Source organism: Schaalia odontolytica, assembly GCF_005696695.1.
In the GTDB taxonomy this organism is placed as follows: domain Bacteria; phylum Actinomycetota; class Actinomycetes; order Actinomycetales; family Actinomycetaceae; genus Pauljensenia; species Pauljensenia odontolytica_C.
In genome coordinates this window covers 1,630,400-1,645,897 of the sequence record NZ_CP040006.1, presented here as the reverse complement: position 1 = coordinate 1,645,897, position 15,498 = coordinate 1,630,400, and the positions used below count along the sequence as shown (strand labels likewise).

At 64.6% G+C, this 15,498-nt stretch carries 9 protein-coding genes; 8 read left to right on the top strand and 1 reads right to left on the bottom strand.

Going from position 1 to position 15,498, the window contains the following annotated elements:
* Positions 1-263 precede the first annotated feature (263 nt).
* The gene (locus FBF35_RS07205) at positions 264-4,193 is read left to right on the top strand and encodes a S8 family serine peptidase (RefSeq protein ID WP_060567591.1); all 3,930 of its coding nucleotides are present in this window, start codon (positions 264-266) and stop codon (positions 4,191-4,193) included.
* Between the two features lie 422 nt (positions 4,194-4,615).
* Here FBF35_RS07205 and FBF35_RS07200 read toward each other — a convergent pair whose 3' ends face one another.
* Complete coding sequence (locus FBF35_RS07200) at positions 4,616-6,556, bottom strand: solute carrier family 23 protein (protein ID WP_060567592.1); 1,941 nt, start codon at positions 6,554-6,556, stop codon at positions 4,616-4,618.
* 165 nt (positions 6,557-6,721) lie between these two features.
* Between FBF35_RS07200 and FBF35_RS07195 the strand changes: the two genes are divergently transcribed.
* The 7 genes from FBF35_RS07195 to FBF35_RS07165 all read left to right on the top strand — a co-directional run bounded on the left by FBF35_RS07195 (position 6,722) and on the right by FBF35_RS07165 (position 14,921).
* Positions 6,722-7,735 (top strand): LacI family DNA-binding transcriptional regulator, encoded by a 1,014-nt coding sequence (locus tag FBF35_RS07195; protein WP_060567593.1) that lies wholly within the window; start codon positions 6,722-6,724, stop codon positions 7,733-7,735.
* Positions 7,736-7,827: 92 nt separating this feature from the next.
* Positions 7,828-8,541: an L-ribulose-5-phosphate 4-epimerase gene (locus FBF35_RS07190; RefSeq protein ID WP_060567594.1), complete on the top strand. Its 714-nt coding sequence runs from the start codon at positions 7,828-7,830 to the stop codon at positions 8,539-8,541.
* A gap of 19 nt (positions 8,542-8,560) precedes the next feature.
* Positions 8,561-10,069, top strand: coding sequence for an L-arabinose isomerase (gene araA / locus FBF35_RS07185; RefSeq protein WP_060567595.1), 1,509 nt, complete (start codon positions 8,561-8,563; stop codon positions 10,067-10,069).
* 238 nt (positions 10,070-10,307) lie between these two features.
* Positions 10,308-11,492 carry a multiple monosaccharide ABC transporter substrate-binding protein gene (gene chvE, locus FBF35_RS07180; RefSeq protein WP_060567596.1) on the top strand — a complete coding sequence of 395 codons (1,185 nt, stop codon included), beginning with the start codon at positions 10,308-10,310 and terminating at the stop codon, positions 11,490-11,492.
* Between the two features lie 63 nt (positions 11,493-11,555).
* Positions 11,556-13,103: a multiple monosaccharide ABC transporter ATP-binding protein gene (gene mmsA / locus FBF35_RS07175; RefSeq protein WP_060567597.1), complete on the top strand. Its 1,548-nt coding sequence runs from the start codon at positions 11,556-11,558 to the stop codon at positions 13,101-13,103.
* The gene (mmsB, locus tag FBF35_RS07170; protein WP_060567598.1) at positions 13,100-14,275 is read left to right on the top strand and encodes a multiple monosaccharide ABC transporter permease; all 1,176 of its coding nucleotides are present in this window, start codon (positions 13,100-13,102) and stop codon (positions 14,273-14,275) included. Before mmsA ends, mmsB begins: the two co-directional genes overlap by 4 nt.
* Before the next feature lie 364 nt (positions 14,276-14,639).
* Complete coding sequence (locus FBF35_RS07165) at positions 14,640-14,921, top strand: HU family DNA-binding protein (protein WP_003790058.1); 282 nt, start codon at positions 14,640-14,642, stop codon at positions 14,919-14,921.
* Positions 14,922-15,498 lie beyond the last annotated feature (577 nt).

Genomic DNA, 15,498 nt, shown 5'->3' with positions numbered 1-15,498 from the left:
GGGGTCCGGGACATGCCGACGAGACTTTTTCGAGGAGCTTTCTGGGAAAACTTGCACTGTGTTGATGGGATAAGCCGAGGGGTCGACCGCAAGGTCGGCCCCTCGGCTTATATTCGGGCCTGCACAAAATGTCAGTGCGTGGACACTGGGCCATCTATCGGACATGCATACTGCACAACTGGAAGAACTTTCGCATAATGGGACGGCGCGTCATCCGGACGCGCACTAGATCGTCATCTCGTCGATACGTAAGTGAGCCATTGATGTCCCATCACTCCACCCCGGCACTCGCGCTCGCCGCAGCCCTCGCCCTGACCGGCGTGAGCGTCCCGGCGCTCGCAGCGAGCCCGCAGCCGGGCGGTGTCCTCCCCGCCAACCCCACCCACGCCTCGTCGAAGGACGCGCAGTCGGGTACGCGAGTCGAGGACGCGCTGCTGTCCATCCGCCAGGCCGAGGCCGGGGGAGTGACCCTGCCCGAGGCCTCGTCCGCGCAGGAGGCGGCTGACGACACCCCGACCACGATCATCGTCCAGTTGGAGGATGGAACAGCCGGTGGCTCCACGCAGGCCACTCGCGACGACGTGAAGGCCCGCATTACCTCCGCGGTCGAGGGAGTCGTCCCCGGTGCGCAGGTCACGACCGTGCGCGAGTACACCAACGCTTTCGTCGGCTTCGCCATCGAGGCGCCCGGCTCCGCTCTCTCCGTGATCCAGAAGGTCGAGGGCGTCAAGACCGCCTTCATCGAGGGCGTCCACAAGCCGATGGAAACCGGTGCCGAGGGGAGCGGTGCGCCCGTCCTCAAGAACGCCTCGTCCCTGGCGATGACGCGCGCGAACGAGGTCGCCCTCAAGGGCGATCGTCAGGTCATCGAAGTCATCGACTCAGGCCTGCAGACCGACCACGACGCCTTCGCCGGCTCGATGGACGGCGTCAACGTGCGCATGAGCCAGGCCGACGTGCAGGCCTTCGCGGGCAAGCTCCCGCACGGCGGAGCCGGCACGTACGTGAACAGCAAGATCCCCTTCGCCTACGACTATGCGGACAATGACGCCGACGTCGTGCCCCATTCCGAGAAGGACCTGTCCCACGGTACGCACGTCACCGCGATCGCGGCCGCCAACGCGGACGTCCTGCAGGGCACCGCACCCCACGCGCAGATCGTCGTCGCCAAGGTCGCCTCGGACGCGGACGGCTCGATGCCTGACAGCGCGCTGCTGGCGGCCCTCGATGACGCGCTCGTCATCAAGCCCGACGTCATCAACCTGTCCCTGGGTGACGACTCCGGCATGAGCAGCGACGCGGGCAGCGTATTCGCCGGCGTGTATGAGAAGCTCGCCGCCGCTGGCATCACCGTCAACGCGGCGGGCGGCAACGCCTTCTCCAACGCCTATGGCAACAACTCCGGCCAGAACAAGCCGTTCGCGACCGACCCCGACACGGGCACGCTCGGCGAACCCGCCTCCTACAAGTCCACCCTGGCCGTCGCCTCCGTCGACAACCAGGAGGCCCTGTCCTACGTGAGCCTGGGCGATCGCAAGATCGCCTACCGCACCGCCCTCGACGGCCAGGGTGCGGCTGTGCGCGGCCTGCGCGACGTTCCTGAGAAGACCTACCGCATCGTCGACGCCGGCGCTGGCGGCACCGGCCAGCTCGAGCAGTACGCGGGCACCGACCTCTCCGGCGTGATCGTCCTCGAGGACAAGGGCGGCACCGACTCCCGCGATGGCTCGGCCATGACCGAGGAACTCAAGGCGCGCAACCTGACGGCCCTTTCGCCGGCTCCTGCAGCCCTCATGGTCGCTGACACGGACGAGGCCGGCACGCCCTACCAGGCGATCATCGGCTCGACGACGTCGATGCCGACGGTGACCATCACCAAGCGTGACGGCGAGGCGATCCGCGAGGCCCTGGCTAGCGCCAACGGAGCCGACGTCACCGTGACTGTCACGCACTCCGGCATCGTGCTGGCCTCGAACAACCCGACGGCCTCGGAGTTTTCGGCGTGGGGCGTGGCCCCCGACCTGACCCTCAAGCCTGAGATCGCTGCCCCCGGCGGCGACATCATGTCGGCCTACCTCGGCAACGAGTATCAGCGCCTGTCGGGCACCTCGATGGCATCCCCGCAGGTCGCGGGCATCAGTGCCCTCGTGCGCCAGCGCCTCGCGAACGATCCTGCCTTCTCTGGAATGAGCGCCGAGCAGAAGAACGCGGTCGTCACCAACCTCCTCATGGGCACCGCCCACCCGCTCGTCGACGTCGAGCTGGGCGACGGCACCTACTACTCGCCGCGCAGGGTCGGCGCGGGCGCCGTCGACGCGCTCGCAGCGACCACCGCGACCGTCTACCCGACCGTGGTGGGCGCCGCCGACCCCTCCCGACCCAAGGCCGACCTCGGCGACGGGACGAAGGGCTGGACCTTCCAGGTGCAGCTGACCAACCTCTCTGATGCCGCCCACACCTACACACTCGGCGGCCAGGCGCTCTCCGAGATGGTCGAGGAGGGCCTCTTCCTCGAGCACTCGCAGAACTGGGCGGGCGCGGGCATCTCGCTGACCTTCTCCGGTGACGGCGTTGCCGAGGCCGGGGACGCCCAGCAGATCACGGTCCCCGCGATGTCGAACGCCACCGTGACCGTCACCGTGACCCCCGAGTCCGAGTTCGCGGCCTTTGCGTCGGAGAACGCCCCGAAGGGCACCTTCATCGACGGCGCCGTGACCTTCACGAGCAAGGATGGGACCCCGAGCCTGACCGTGCCCTACCTGGGCTTCTACGGCTCGTGGGGAGCCCCGAACGTCTTCGACGGCAAGTGGTCGGACAACGAGACGACGCCTGTGCACGTCTACCGTTCCGCGCTGGTGAACTCCCACTCGTCTATCCCGCTGGGAGCGCTGAACCCGCTGTCGGACAAGCAGGACTCGAACCTGGTCACCACGATCAACACGCAGCGCCTTATCACCTCGCGCGCCAAGTGGGCGGGTGCCCCCGACAAGATCGCGCCGATGACCGGCATGCTGCGCTCCGTTCCGTCGATGACTCTCACCTACCGCAACTCCGCGGGCGAGTCCGTGCGTTCCTATACGATCAACCGCGTGCGCAAGTCCCTCTACGACCTCGAGACCGGCTGGACGAAGCCGGGTGAGTTCGCCGGTGAGGAACCCTTCTTCGACGGCTATGACCAGTCCGGCAACGAGCTGGCCGACGGCGCCTACACGCTGACGATTGAGGCCGCGACGGATGGTCCGTCCTCGCGCAAGCACCAGATGAGCTACGAGTTCACGCTGGACACGCAGGCCCCCGTCATCTCCAACCTGGCGGTGAGCGGTGAGGGCGATGCCCGCACGGTGTCCTTCGACGTCACCGACGCCTCGCCCGTGGCCGGCATCGACTTCCACGAGGACGCCGATGGCACGTGGTACTACCGCAAGCTCGTCGAGGACGATGGTGAGATCCTCGCCGATGGCACGCACCGCTACCACTTCGACGTGCCCGTCTCGGAGCTGAAGGCCGCCTGGGCGCAGCAGGGACGCACGGACGAGGCCCCGGTGACCCCGTACCTCTTCGCCTGGGACTGGGGCGTCAACCCCGCCAAGCAGGAGGTGCGCCTCCAGGGTGATCCGACGCCCGCTCCGACCCCGGATCCTGCGCCCGCGCCGGAGCCTTCCCCGGATCCGACCCCGGCACCTGCCCCGCAGGGTGGCCAGTGGGTGAGCGACTCTCTCGGCTGGTGGTACCGCTACGCCGACGGGACCTACCCGGTGAGCCAGACGCTGCAGATCGGCAACTCGATCTACCGCTTTGATTCTCGCGGCTACATGCGTACCGGTTGGGTGAGTGAGGCTGGTTCGTGGTTCTACCACGACGCTTCGGGTGCCCAGGCGAGTGGCTGGGTGAAGGATGGCTCTTCCTGGTACTACCTGGATCCTGCGACGGGTCGGATGGTGACCGGTTGGCTGCTTGATGGTCCGACCTGGTACTACCTGACGCCCGGTAGTGGCGCGATGGCGACCGGATGGGTCAAGGACGGCTCGTCCTGGTACTTCATGCACTCCAGTGGCGCGTTGACGACCGGTTGGCTGAAGGATGGTGGCTTCTGGTACTACCTGAGTACCGACTCGGGTGCGATGTACACGGGTGGGCACTGGATCGGCTGGAAGTGGTACTACTTCGCCGAGAACGGCCAGTGGAACGGCTGAGGCCTAACGCGCAGCACTGACAGCGCGTAACGCAGTGTGCGCCCCCGGGAAACCGGGGGCGCACACTCGTCTTGTGATCAGTCAATTATCTGCGGGGTTAAAATCCCAGGTTTTTCTCAGCTTGCCTTGCCGTTGCCGCAAGGTTGGGTGCCTACAGTAGGTGTCATCACAAGGGAATACGGCACGGGCCACACGGGCCCGAGCAATGCCGACGAGACATCATCGAGGAGCCTTCTGGGACAACTTGCACTGTGTTGATGGGATACGCCGAGGGGCCGACCGCCAGGTCGGCCCCTCGGCGTATCTGCATCCGGAGCGACTCGTGAGGGAACCGTCACGGCTGAGGCATGAAAAAGCCGGGGCGCGTCAGGCATATTGCCCAACGCGCCCCGGCCTCGTCAGTCAGAGAAGCTGAAAGCTACTCAGAGGCGCTCAAAACCAGCGTCCCACGCGGCGCGCATGGGGTTCGCGTCGGCGACCAGCTGATCGAAACGCAGGTCGGCGATGTCGATGACCTCGCCGAGCGCGAAGCGAGCCTCGCGGGCGGGGGAGTGCTCGACGCGGCGCCAGCCCGAGGACAGCAGGTGCTTGCGGTCCACCACGTTATCCACGCAGATGACCAGCGGACGGCCGAACTTCTCGCGGTAGGCGGCGGCCAGGGCGCGCAGTTCCTCGGCTTCTTCGGAGGACACCTCGCCCACGGACAGGGACGAGGTGTCCGAGCTGGCCTGCTCATCACCCGCGCCGTCGAGGACCAGGGAGACGACGTCCGTGTAGGACGCGATGAGCTCCTCGGCCTCCTCGGGGGTAGCCGACAGGACGGCGTCCTCGAAGGAGGAACGCAGCTCGGACACGGAGGCGAAGGGACGGGACTCCCACGCGCGCTCGACCGGCCACGTGTGAGCGGAGAACATCGACGAGAAAGTTGCGACGAACTGGTCGCGATCCATCGCGTTGATGTCGTCCAGGTTGATCTTCTTGCCGTCCACCACGGCCACGTCCGGCGAGGCCGGGCGTCCGATGTGGAAGAACAAGAGGTTCAGGATGATGGCCGTCAGCGAGCCGATGGTCACGCCGGAGCCGAAGATGATCTGCAGCCAGGAGGGCATGACCGAGACAATGCCGGGCTTGAGAGTCACGAGGAGGGCCAGGCCGATCGACGTGGAGACGATGACGGCGTTGCGGTTGTCGCGCAGGTCAACCTTCGCCAGGGTCTGGATGCCGACGACGGCGACGTTGGCGAACATCGCCAGCGAGGCGCCGCCGATGACAGGCTGCGGGATGGCTGCGACGATCGCCGCTGCCTTGGGCAGCAGGCCCAGGACGATCATGAAGACGCCCGCGGCGGTGACGACCCAGCGGGACTTCACGCGGGTGAGGCGCACGAGGCCGACGTTCTGCGCGAAGCAGGTGTAGGGGAAGGAGTTGAGGACGCCGCCCAGCAGCGTGGACAGGCCGTCGGCGCGCAGGGCGTTGGCGATGTCGCGCGGGGCGATGCGCTTGCCCACGACCTCGCCGGTGGCGAAGACGTCGCCCGTGGTCTCCACGGCGGTCACGGCCATGACGATGATCATGGCGAGGAGCGCGGTGGCGGAGAACTTCGGGATGCCGAAGTAGAAGGGCGTGGTGATGCCCAACCAGCTGGCTTCTCCCACGCCCGAGAAATCGGTCTTGCCCATCGCAAAGGCAACGGCTGTCATGATGAGCAAGGCGAGCAGGACGGACAGGGTGCCCATGAAGCCCTTGAAGAGGCGCTGGATGATGACGATGATCGCGATCGTTCCAAAAGCGAAGCCGAGTGCCTCGTATGTTGCGGCTGCCTTCGCTGCATCATCGGTGGCCCGATCGGCCCAGGCGACGATGTCTCCGGCGGAGACGGACAGGAGCGTCGTGCCCATGACGGTCAAGAGCGTGCCCGTGACAATCGGCGGGAAGAAACGCAGGAGCTTGGCGAAGAAAGGAGCGACCAGGAAGACGAGAAGGCCGACGGCGATGATGGAGCCGTACATGGTGGCCAGGCCGGTCGTCGGGTTGGCGCCGACGGGCGTTGCAGCCGCGCCGATTGCGATGAGGGGTGAGACGGCGGTGAACGTGACGCCCTGGATGAGGGGGAGCTTCACGCCGATGAAGCGGCCAATGCCGGCCGACTGGATGATGGTGGCGATGCCACAGGTGAGCAGGTCTGCGTTAATGAGGTGGACCAGCGTGTGGTTGTCGAGCCCGAGGCCGGAAGCAATGACGAGCGGGACGACCACGGCGCCCGCGTAGAACGCGAGGACGTGCTGAATGCCCAGAATGGTGAGTTTCCCAAAGGGAGGGACTTGATCGACGGGGTGGGGAGCGGACGAGGGGCTTGATGCCATCTGTGTCTCCTGGACCTTTATCCAAGTGTTGAAGGGACCCCTCCATTCTCTGTGATCGGCATGATTGTTTTACGAGTTATTTAAAAAGTGTGGCGAGTTCTATGTCGCGGATGCTTTTCGTTTACGATGTGAACAAAGCCGGACTTATGCGGGAGGGAGGCCGGTATGACGCGCAATGGTCGTCCTCCGTCGATGGCGGACGTGGCCGAATTGGTCGGTGTCTCGCATCAGACGGTGTCTCGCGTTGTGAACGGCAAGGGGCGCGTATCGCCTCGGACGCGCGAGCGCGTGCAGGCCGCGATTGAACAGCTGGGATACCGCCCGAACTCGGTGGCCCGTGCCCTGGTGACCGCCCGCTCGGGCATTATCGGCGTCGTGACCACGACCTCGGCCCACTTCGGTCCCTCCTCGATGCTGGTGGCACTGGAGGTTGCCGCCCGCAAAGCGGGGCTCTTCACGTCGGTTGTGGCCCTCGATCGTTTCCGTGCCGACGACGTGGCCAGTGCCTTCGACCACTTCTCCTCCCTGGCCGCCGAGGCGATCGTGGTCATCGCGCCGGTGGATTCCCTCGCCGAGGCCGTGGCATCCCAGGGCGCGTCCGTGCCGGTGGTCGCGGTCTCCGGCGGGCGCACGTTCGGACGCGGAGTGTCGGTCGTTCACGCGGACCAGCGCGGAGGTGCGCGCGCGCTCGCGGAGCACCTGATGACGCTCGGTCATCGTGATATCGCCTGCGTGGCGGGTCCTCAGGAGTGGTTCGAGGCGCGTGAACGCGTGGCCGGGTGGCGCGAGGCGATGGTCCAGGAGGGTCTGCCGATGCGCGAGCCGCTCGTCGGCTCGTGGGAGGCGCGCTGGGGGTACGTTGCAGGACAGAACCTTGTCGAAAATGGCCTGCCTGATGCCGTCATGTGCGCGAACGACGAGGTCGCGGTCGGTCTCCTCCGAGCCTTCGCCGAGGCCGGGGTGAGTGTTCCGGGTGACGTGTCGGTCGCGGGTTTCGACGATGTGCCGATGGCCGCCTACGCGGGGCCGGGGCTGACGACGGTGCGTCAGGATTTCGCGGACCTTGGGCGCTGCGCACTTGAGGCGGTCAGTCACGCGCTCGACGGGGAATCGGTGGACACGTACGTGCGTCCTACACGCCTCGTTGTGCGCGGTTCGACGGGAGTTTGCCCTCGTTAGAGGCTCTTTTGGTAGTCATACTTGCTTTCATGCGCGGGTGAATGTTAACGTTAACCCAACCGATGCTCATCGGTGCTCAGTGAGGAGTACGAATGGATCACCGCAACCCCGACACATGGACCCCCGAGTTCGCGCGCGAGATCGAGCGCGTTCGTGAATACGTCGCCACCCTGCATGCCGAGCTACCCCGCTGGGGCCTCGTCGTCTGGACGGCAGGGAACGTCTCCCAGCGAGTGCGCGGCGAGGCCCAGGACGGCAGTCAGGACCTCCTCGTCATCAAGCCCTCGGGTGTGTCCTACGATGACCTGAGTCCCGAGGCGATGGTCGTGTGTGACCTCGACGGAAACCTCGTGCTGGGGGAGGGGGCGCCCTCCTCGGACACCGCCGCGCACGCCTACGTCTACCGTCACATGAGCGAGGTGGGCGGCGTCGTGCACACGCACTCCACCTACGCCACCGCCTGGGCGGCGCGCGGCGAGGAGATTCCCTGCGTCCTGACCATGATGGGCGACGAGTTCGGCGGCCTCGTCCCCGTCGGTCCTTTCGCCCTCATTGGCGACGACTCGATCGGGCGCGGCATCGTTGACACCCTGCGCGAATCGCGCTCGCCGGCTGTCCTCATGCGCAACCACGGCCCCTTCACGATCGGGCGCGACGCGCGCGCCGCCGTCAAGGCCGCCGTCATGGTCGAGGAGGTCGCCAAGACCGTGCATGTCGCCCGGGCGGGCGGACCTCTCGTTCCCATCGAGCAGCACCACATTGATTCCCTCTACGACCGCTACCAAAACGTCTACGGACAGCACTGACATCAAAGGAGATTTCACCGTGACCAGTTTCTACGAGGGCCGCGAGGTCTGGTTCGTCACCGGCAGCCAGGACCTGTACGGCGAGGAAACCCTGGCGCAGGTCGCCAAGCAGTCCCAAGAGGTCGTTCGCCTGCTCAACGAATCAGACCTGCTCCCCGCGCCGATCGTATGGAAGCCCGTCCTGAAGGACTCCGACGCCATCAAGCGAGCAATGCTCGAGGCCAGCGCGGACGACCGCGTCCTCGGCGTCATCTCCTGGATGCACACGTTCAGCCCTGCGAAGATGTGGATCCGCGGCCTCGAGGTCCTGCGCAAGCCCCTGCTGCACCTGGCGACCCAGGCTAATGTCGAGATCCCCTGGGGTAGCATCGACATGGACTTCATGAACCTGAACCAGGCGGCGCACGGTGACCGCGAATACGCCTACATCCTCACGCGCCTGGGCCTGGCTCGCGCCACGGTCGTCGGTCATGCCTCGCAGGAGAAGACGCGTCGTCGCGTCGCCAACTGGGTGCGCGCGGCCGGCGGTTTCGCGGCGACCAATGAGCTGCGCGTCGTGCGCTTCGGTGACAACATGCGCAACGTGGCCGTCACGGAGGGTGATAAGACCGAGGCTGAGCGTCGCCTCGGCGTCTCGGTCAACACGTGGTCGGTCAACGACCTCGTCGCCGTCGTTGACGCCGTGGACGAGGCCGCCATCGACGCCCTCGTGGCCGAATACTGCGAGCGTTACGACGTTGCCCCCGAGCTGGCCCCGGGTGGGGATCGGGCGGAATCGCTGCGCTACGCCGCCCGCGAGGAGATTGCGCTGCGCACCTTCCTCGAAGAGCGCGGGGCAATGGCCTTCACGACCAACTTCGAAGACCTCGGCGGGCTCCGTCAGCTCCCCGGCCTGGCCGTGCAGCGCCTGACCGAGGTCGGCTACGGTTTCAGCGCCGAGGGGGACTGGAAGACCGCGGTCCTCGTGCGCGCCGCGAAGGTGATGGGGGAGGGACTGCCCGGCGGTGCCTCGCTCATGGAGGACTACACCTACAACCTCGTCGAGGGTTCCGAGATGATCCTGGGCGCCCACATGCTCGAGGTGTGCCCCTCGCTGACGAACGCCCGCCCGCGCATCGAGATTCATCCTCTGGGCATCGGGGATCGCGAGGATCCGGTTCGCATGGTCTTCGATGCGGCTCCGGGACGAGGCGTCGTCGTCGCTATGTCCGACATGCGCGACCGATTCCGCCTTACCGCGAACATTGTCAACGTCATCGAGCCTCCCCAGCCGATGCCCAAGCTCCCCGTCGCCCGTGCGATGTGGATCCCCGAGCCTGACTTCTACACCTCCGTCGAGGCATGGCTGACGGCTGGCGGAGCGCATCACACGTGCATGTCGACGCAGATCGAGCCCGAGGTGTGGGAGAACTTTGCGGCGCTGGCGCACATGGAACTCGTCGTCATCGACGAGTCGACGACGCGACGCGACTTTGCCTCCGGCGTGCGCTGGAACCAGGCGTACCACCGTCTCGCCGAGGGGCTGTAAAACCCTCTCACATCGGCTGTGTGGGGTCGTCTGGCCCCACACAGCCTGGGGATTCCTTTGTGTATATGTCCGTTCTTAAAGTTGTGAACGTTAACAATTGTTATTGGAACGTTATCAATTGGGCAATGCGAGGGGGTCCCCTCTCTCATATGGTAAAAGTTGTCAGACCACACGACGGATGTGTGGAGACGTGACACTCATCGACAGTGATGTCGAGGAAATTAACAGGAGATATTCCATGAAGACACGTGGTTTCTTTGGCAAGATGGCGACGGTTGCGGCCACTTTTGCGGCCGGTGCCCTTGCGCTGAGCGGATGCGCGGGCGGCGGTGCCGGTGGCGCTTCCAATTCCGATAGCGGCGCTGCGGCCTCGAACGGCGGCAAGGTCAAGGTTGGCGTCGCGATGCCGACCCAGACCTCGGAGCGCTGGATCGCCGACGGTAACGCGGTGAAGGAAGGCCTTGAGGCAGCCGGATACGAGGTTGACCTCCAGTTCGCCAACGACGACATCCCCACCCAGACCCAGCAGATCGACCAGATGATCACCAACGGTGCCACCATCCTGGTCATTGCATCCATCGACGGCACGGCTCTGTCGAGCCAGCTCGACACCGCAGGTTCGAAGAACATCCCGGTCATCGCTTACGACCGCCTCATCCGCGACAACGAGAACGTTGACTTCTACGTCTCCTTCGACAACTTCAAGGTCGGCGTCGCACAGGGCAACGCTCTGCTGTTCGGCCTGGGCCTGACCGACAAGGACGGCAAGAAGCTCGATAACGCCCCCAAGGGCCCGCTCAACATCGAGCTCTTCGCCGGTTCGCCCGATGACAACAACGCCAAGTTCTTCTTCGACGGCGCCATGAGCGTCCTCAAGCCCTACCTCGACGACGGCACCCTCGTCGTGAAGTCCGGCCAGACCAGCTTCGACCAGGTCGCCATCCTGCGCTGGCAGCAGGAAGTCGCCCAGAAGCGCATGGAGGACCTGCTGACCTCGACCTACGGCGGTGGATCTGAGCCCCTCGCCGGCGTGCTCTCGCCCTTCGATGGTATCTCCCGCGGCATCATCACCGCCCTCCAGGGCGCCGGCTACGGCCCCGCCATCAAGGATGGCCTGCCCATCGTGACCGGCCAGGACGCCGAGATCGCCTCCACCAAGATGATTGCGGATGGCATCCAGCAGTCCACCATCTTCAAGGACACCCGTACCCTGGCCGCCCAGGCCGTGACGGTCATCAAGGCGATGGCTGAGGGCAAGCAGCCCGAGGCCAACGACACCACCACCTACAACAACGGTGTGAAGGTTGTGCCCTCCTACCTGCTCGAGGTCGAGACCATCTACGCCGACAACCTCAAGGAAAAGCTCATCGACTCCGGTTACTTCACCCAGGCCGACGTTGATGCGGGCGTCGTGAAGAAGTAAGCGACGACGGGGTGCGGGGCGCTCGCCCCGCACCCCACCCCTTCCGATTCGAGGAATGTAAACATGACGCAGAACATTTTGGAAATGCGTGACATCGACAAGGGTTTCAATGGCGTGCCCGTCCTCAAGCACGTCAACCTTGATGTCCGCCCCGGCGAAGTCCACGCCCTGTGCGGCGAAAACGGCGCCGGCAAGTCCACCCTTATGAAGGTTCTCTCCGGCGTCTACCCCCACGGGCAGTACGACGGCACCATTATCTTCGATGGCAAGGAAGTCCAATTCCGCTCCATCAAGGACTCCGAGGCGCTCGGCATTGGCATCATTCACCAGGAGCTGGCCCTCGTTCCCTACCTGTCGATCGCGGAGAACATCTTCCTGGGCGCTGAGAAGCCCCGCAAGCTCGGCCTCATCGACTGGCACGAGGTCAACCACCGCGCTGAAAAGGTCCTGGAAAAGGTCGGCCTGAAGGAAAACGTGACGACCCAGGTCGGCACCCTCGGCGTGGGCAAGCAGCAGCTCATCGAGATCGGCAAGGCCCTGTCCAAGGACGTGCGCCTGCTGATCCTGGACGAGCCCACCGCCGCCCTCAACGACAACGACTCGGCCCAGCTCCTCGACCTCGTGCGCAGCCTGCGTGACCAGGGCGTCGCCATCGTCATCATCTCCCACAAGCTCGGAGAGATCGCCGAGATCGCCGACCGTACGACGATCCTGCGCGACGGTCAGACCATCGAGACGATCGATATGAAGGACCCGGCCTCCACGCAGGGCAAGATCATCTCGCTCATGGTCGGCCGTGACCTCACCCAGCGCTACCCCGAGCGCAACGTGGAGATCGGCGAGGAGGTCTTCCGTGTGGAAGACTGGACCGTCTATCACCCGACCCAGGCTGGGCGTGTCGTGATCTCCGGTGCTTCCTTCAACGTGCGTCATGGCGAGGTCGTCGGCATTGCTGGCCTCATGGGTGCCGGACGTACTGAGCTTGCGATGAGTATTTTTGGTCGCTCCTTCGGGGCGCGTATCTCGGGCAAGCTCTTCAAGGATGGCAAAGAGATTAAGATCAAGACCGTCTCGGACGCGATCAAGCATGGCATCGCCTACGCGACTGAGGACCGCAAGCAATACGGTCTCAACCTCATCGATGACATCCGGCATAACGTGGCCACCGCAGGCCTGTTCAAGCTCTCGCGCCGAGGCCTCGTCGACGGGCACAAGGAACTGGCGGTCGCCGCCGACTACAAGGAACGGATGAACATCCGCTCCAACTCGGTCCTCCAAAAGACCGGCTCCCTGTCGGGTGGCAACCAGCAGAAGGTCGTTCTGTCCAAGTGGCTCTACACGGACGCAGACGTCCTCATCCTCGATGAACCCACGCGCGGCATCGACGTCGGCGCGAAGTTCGAGATCTACACGCTCATCAACAAGATGGTCGAAGAAGGCAAGGCCGTCATCGTCATCTCCTCCGAACTCGAGGAAGTCCTCGGCGTCTCGGACCGCATCTACACCCTGGCGTACGGCCGCATCACCGGCGAGGTCAAGGCCGAGGACGCCACCCAGGAAAACCTCATGGAACTCATGACTATCGAACCCGCAAGGGAGGACCAGAAATGACCGCCGAAATCAGCCTGGTTGACACGCTGAAGGCCAACCTGCGTCAGGGCGGCATCTTCATCGCGTTCATCGCCATCGTCGTCCTCTTCTGGGCGTTCAACCCCGACACCTTCCTGTCGTCGGGCAACCTGACGAATATCGTCCTGCAGTACTCCTACATCCTGATCCTCGCGATCGGCATGCTCTTCGTCATCGTCCTGGCCCAGATCGACCTTTCCGTGGGCTCGGTCGTGGCCGTGACTGGCGCCCTCAGTGGCGTCCTCGTCATCAAGCAGGGCTACCCCTGGTGGGTCGGCGTCGTCGCCGCCCTCGTCATGGGTATCCTGATCGGTGCTTTCCAGGGTTTCTGGGTCGCGTACGTGGGCATCCCGGGCTTCATCGTCACCCTGGCCGGCATGCTCCTCTTCCGTGGCCTGACCTACCAGGTTCTCGACAACGTCTCGCTCTCGCCCTTCCCGAAGGGCTACTACAACATCGCCAACGGCTTCCTGAACGGCCTCCTGGGCGGTAACGGCTTCGACGTCTTCACCCTGGTGATCTTCGGCATCGGCGTTGCGGGCTTCGCCTACCAGCAGCTGCGCACCCGCCGCGCCCGCATCTCCTACAACCAGGCGGTTGAGGCGATGTGGCTCTTCATCGTGAAGATTGTGCTGACCGCCGTCGTCGTCATGTGGTTTGCCTACAAGCTCTCCACCGAGCGCGGCCTGCCCATCGTGCTGATCCTCCTGGCGATCCTCGTTCTCGTCTTCGGAACCCTCGCCTCCTCGACGATGTTTGGCCGCGACGTGTACGCGATCGGTGGCAACAAGTCCGCTGCCGCCCTGTCCGGCATCGACGTCAAGAAGGTCACCTTCTGGTGCTACGTCAACATGGGCTTCCTTGCGGGTGTTGCGGGCGTTGTCTACTCGGCTCGTATGAACGGCGCACAGCCCTCGGCCGGAAATATGTTCGAGCTCGACGCCATCGCCGCATGCTTCATCGGTGGTGCGTCGACGACCGGCGGTATCGGTCGCCTGTCCGGCGCCCTCATCGGTGGCCTCATCATGGCCGTCATGTCTAACGGCATGCAGCTCATGGGTGCCTCCACCTCCACCCAGCAGATCGTCAAGGGCGCTGTCCTGCTCCTGGCTGTCGCCTTCGACGTGTGGAACAAGCAGCGCGCCTCGGCCTGAGGCATCGCGAAGCTTCTCATCGGGGCGGGGAGTGGCCGTAGGGTCACTCCCCGCCCTTTTGTATGTCGGTCGTCTATGTTTGTCAGGTCTAATGAGAGGGGTGTGTCCTCGGTGTGTGGGAAAGTTCCTGTTACCGAAAAACGTGCCGGTGGCAGCGCATTTGAGTTCCGCAGAATTGCAACCACTCGGCAAGTTTGAGTGACCTGTCGCACAGAATTGACGGTTTTTGAGCAAAAAAACGAGATATTTTCGTGAAATCCGCGAAATCTGGCCCTAAAGTCGGCAAAATCGCAAAAGATTTCGTAGTGTGTCATTCGTGGCCACGACAGTGGTAACCAAGAACGAACAGGAATGAGGTTTCTCAATGTCCGTGAACCGTACCGAGCTTGTCGCTCAGATTGCCGAACGCGCCGACCTGACCAAGGCGAAGGCCGACGAGGCCCTGGCCGCCTTCCAGGCCGTCCTCGTTGAGTCCCTGGCTAAGGGCGAGGCCGTCAAGGTGACCGGTCTGCTCTCCGTCGAGCGTGTTGAGCGCGCCGCCCGCACCGGCCGTAACCCCCGCACCGGCGAAGAGATCAAGATCCCCGCTGGCTACGGTGTGAAGCTCTCCGCTGGCTCCACGCTGAAGAAGGCCGTCTCCAAGTGACGCGCTGACACTAGCGAATAGCCTGTGGGGCACGACCGCGTGGTCGTGCCCCACACGCGTATCTGCTGGCCTGGGCAGCCCCGCCCACGCTCACATGAGAGGTTTAACGCGCCAATTTACGGGTTTACGTGCGTATCAAGGGGTTGATGCGCATATTCAGCGGTTCGCGTGCGACCAACACACCAGGCCAGGCACCGTTGTGCCCAAAACGCAGACCACCTCAGCCGCAATACCCCATTTTCAATGTTTTTCACCGAGGTGGTCTGCGATGTGGGCGCCTTACCACCCCAAACCGTGACCTCACCGCCGCCAAACGGGGGATTTGCGTCATTAGGGCCGCGACACGCCGGCGACACGCCGAAGGGAGGCTTCTAATGATGCAAACCCCCCACTAGTACCCCTGGCGTCAGGCTCCCTCACTGGTGCAATGCCCCTCACCGGTGCAGCGCCGCCCGGCCGGGGTGTCGATAAACGCCGGTAGGGTATCACTGACAGGAACGGGGTAGGGGCGCGGTCAGCCGGCTCCGCGACGATGCTTGTGGCCGAAGAGGTGCTACACCCGATCGGGAAGATTCAA

Bases quoted from the DNA above. Each gene is read 5' to 3' on its own strand.
- FBF35_RS07200 (WP_060567592.1), bottom strand. From the start codon at position 6,556: ATGGCATCAAGCCCCTCGTCCGCTCCCCACCCCGTCGATCAAGTCCCT.
- FBF35_RS07165 (WP_003790058.1), top strand. From the start codon at position 14,640: ATGTCCGTGAACCGTACCGAGCTTGTCGCTCAGATTGCCGAACGCGCC.
- mmsB (WP_060567598.1), top strand. From the start codon at position 13,100: ATGACCGCCGAAATCAGCCTGGTTGACACGCTGAAGGCCAACCTGCGT.
- FBF35_RS07195 (WP_060567593.1), top strand. From the start codon at position 6,722: ATGACGCGCAATGGTCGTCCTCCGTCGATGGCGGACGTGGCCGAATTG.
- mmsA (WP_060567597.1), top strand. From the start codon at position 11,556: ATGACGCAGAACATTTTGGAAATGCGTGACATCGACAAGGGTTTCAAT.
- chvE (WP_060567596.1), top strand. From the start codon at position 10,308: ATGAAGACACGTGGTTTCTTTGGCAAGATGGCGACGGTTGCGGCCACT.
- FBF35_RS07205 (WP_060567591.1), top strand. From the start codon at position 264: ATGTCCCATCACTCCACCCCGGCACTCGCGCTCGCCGCAGCCCTCGCC.
- FBF35_RS07190 (WP_060567594.1), top strand. From the start codon at position 7,828: ATGGATCACCGCAACCCCGACACATGGACCCCCGAGTTCGCGCGCGAG.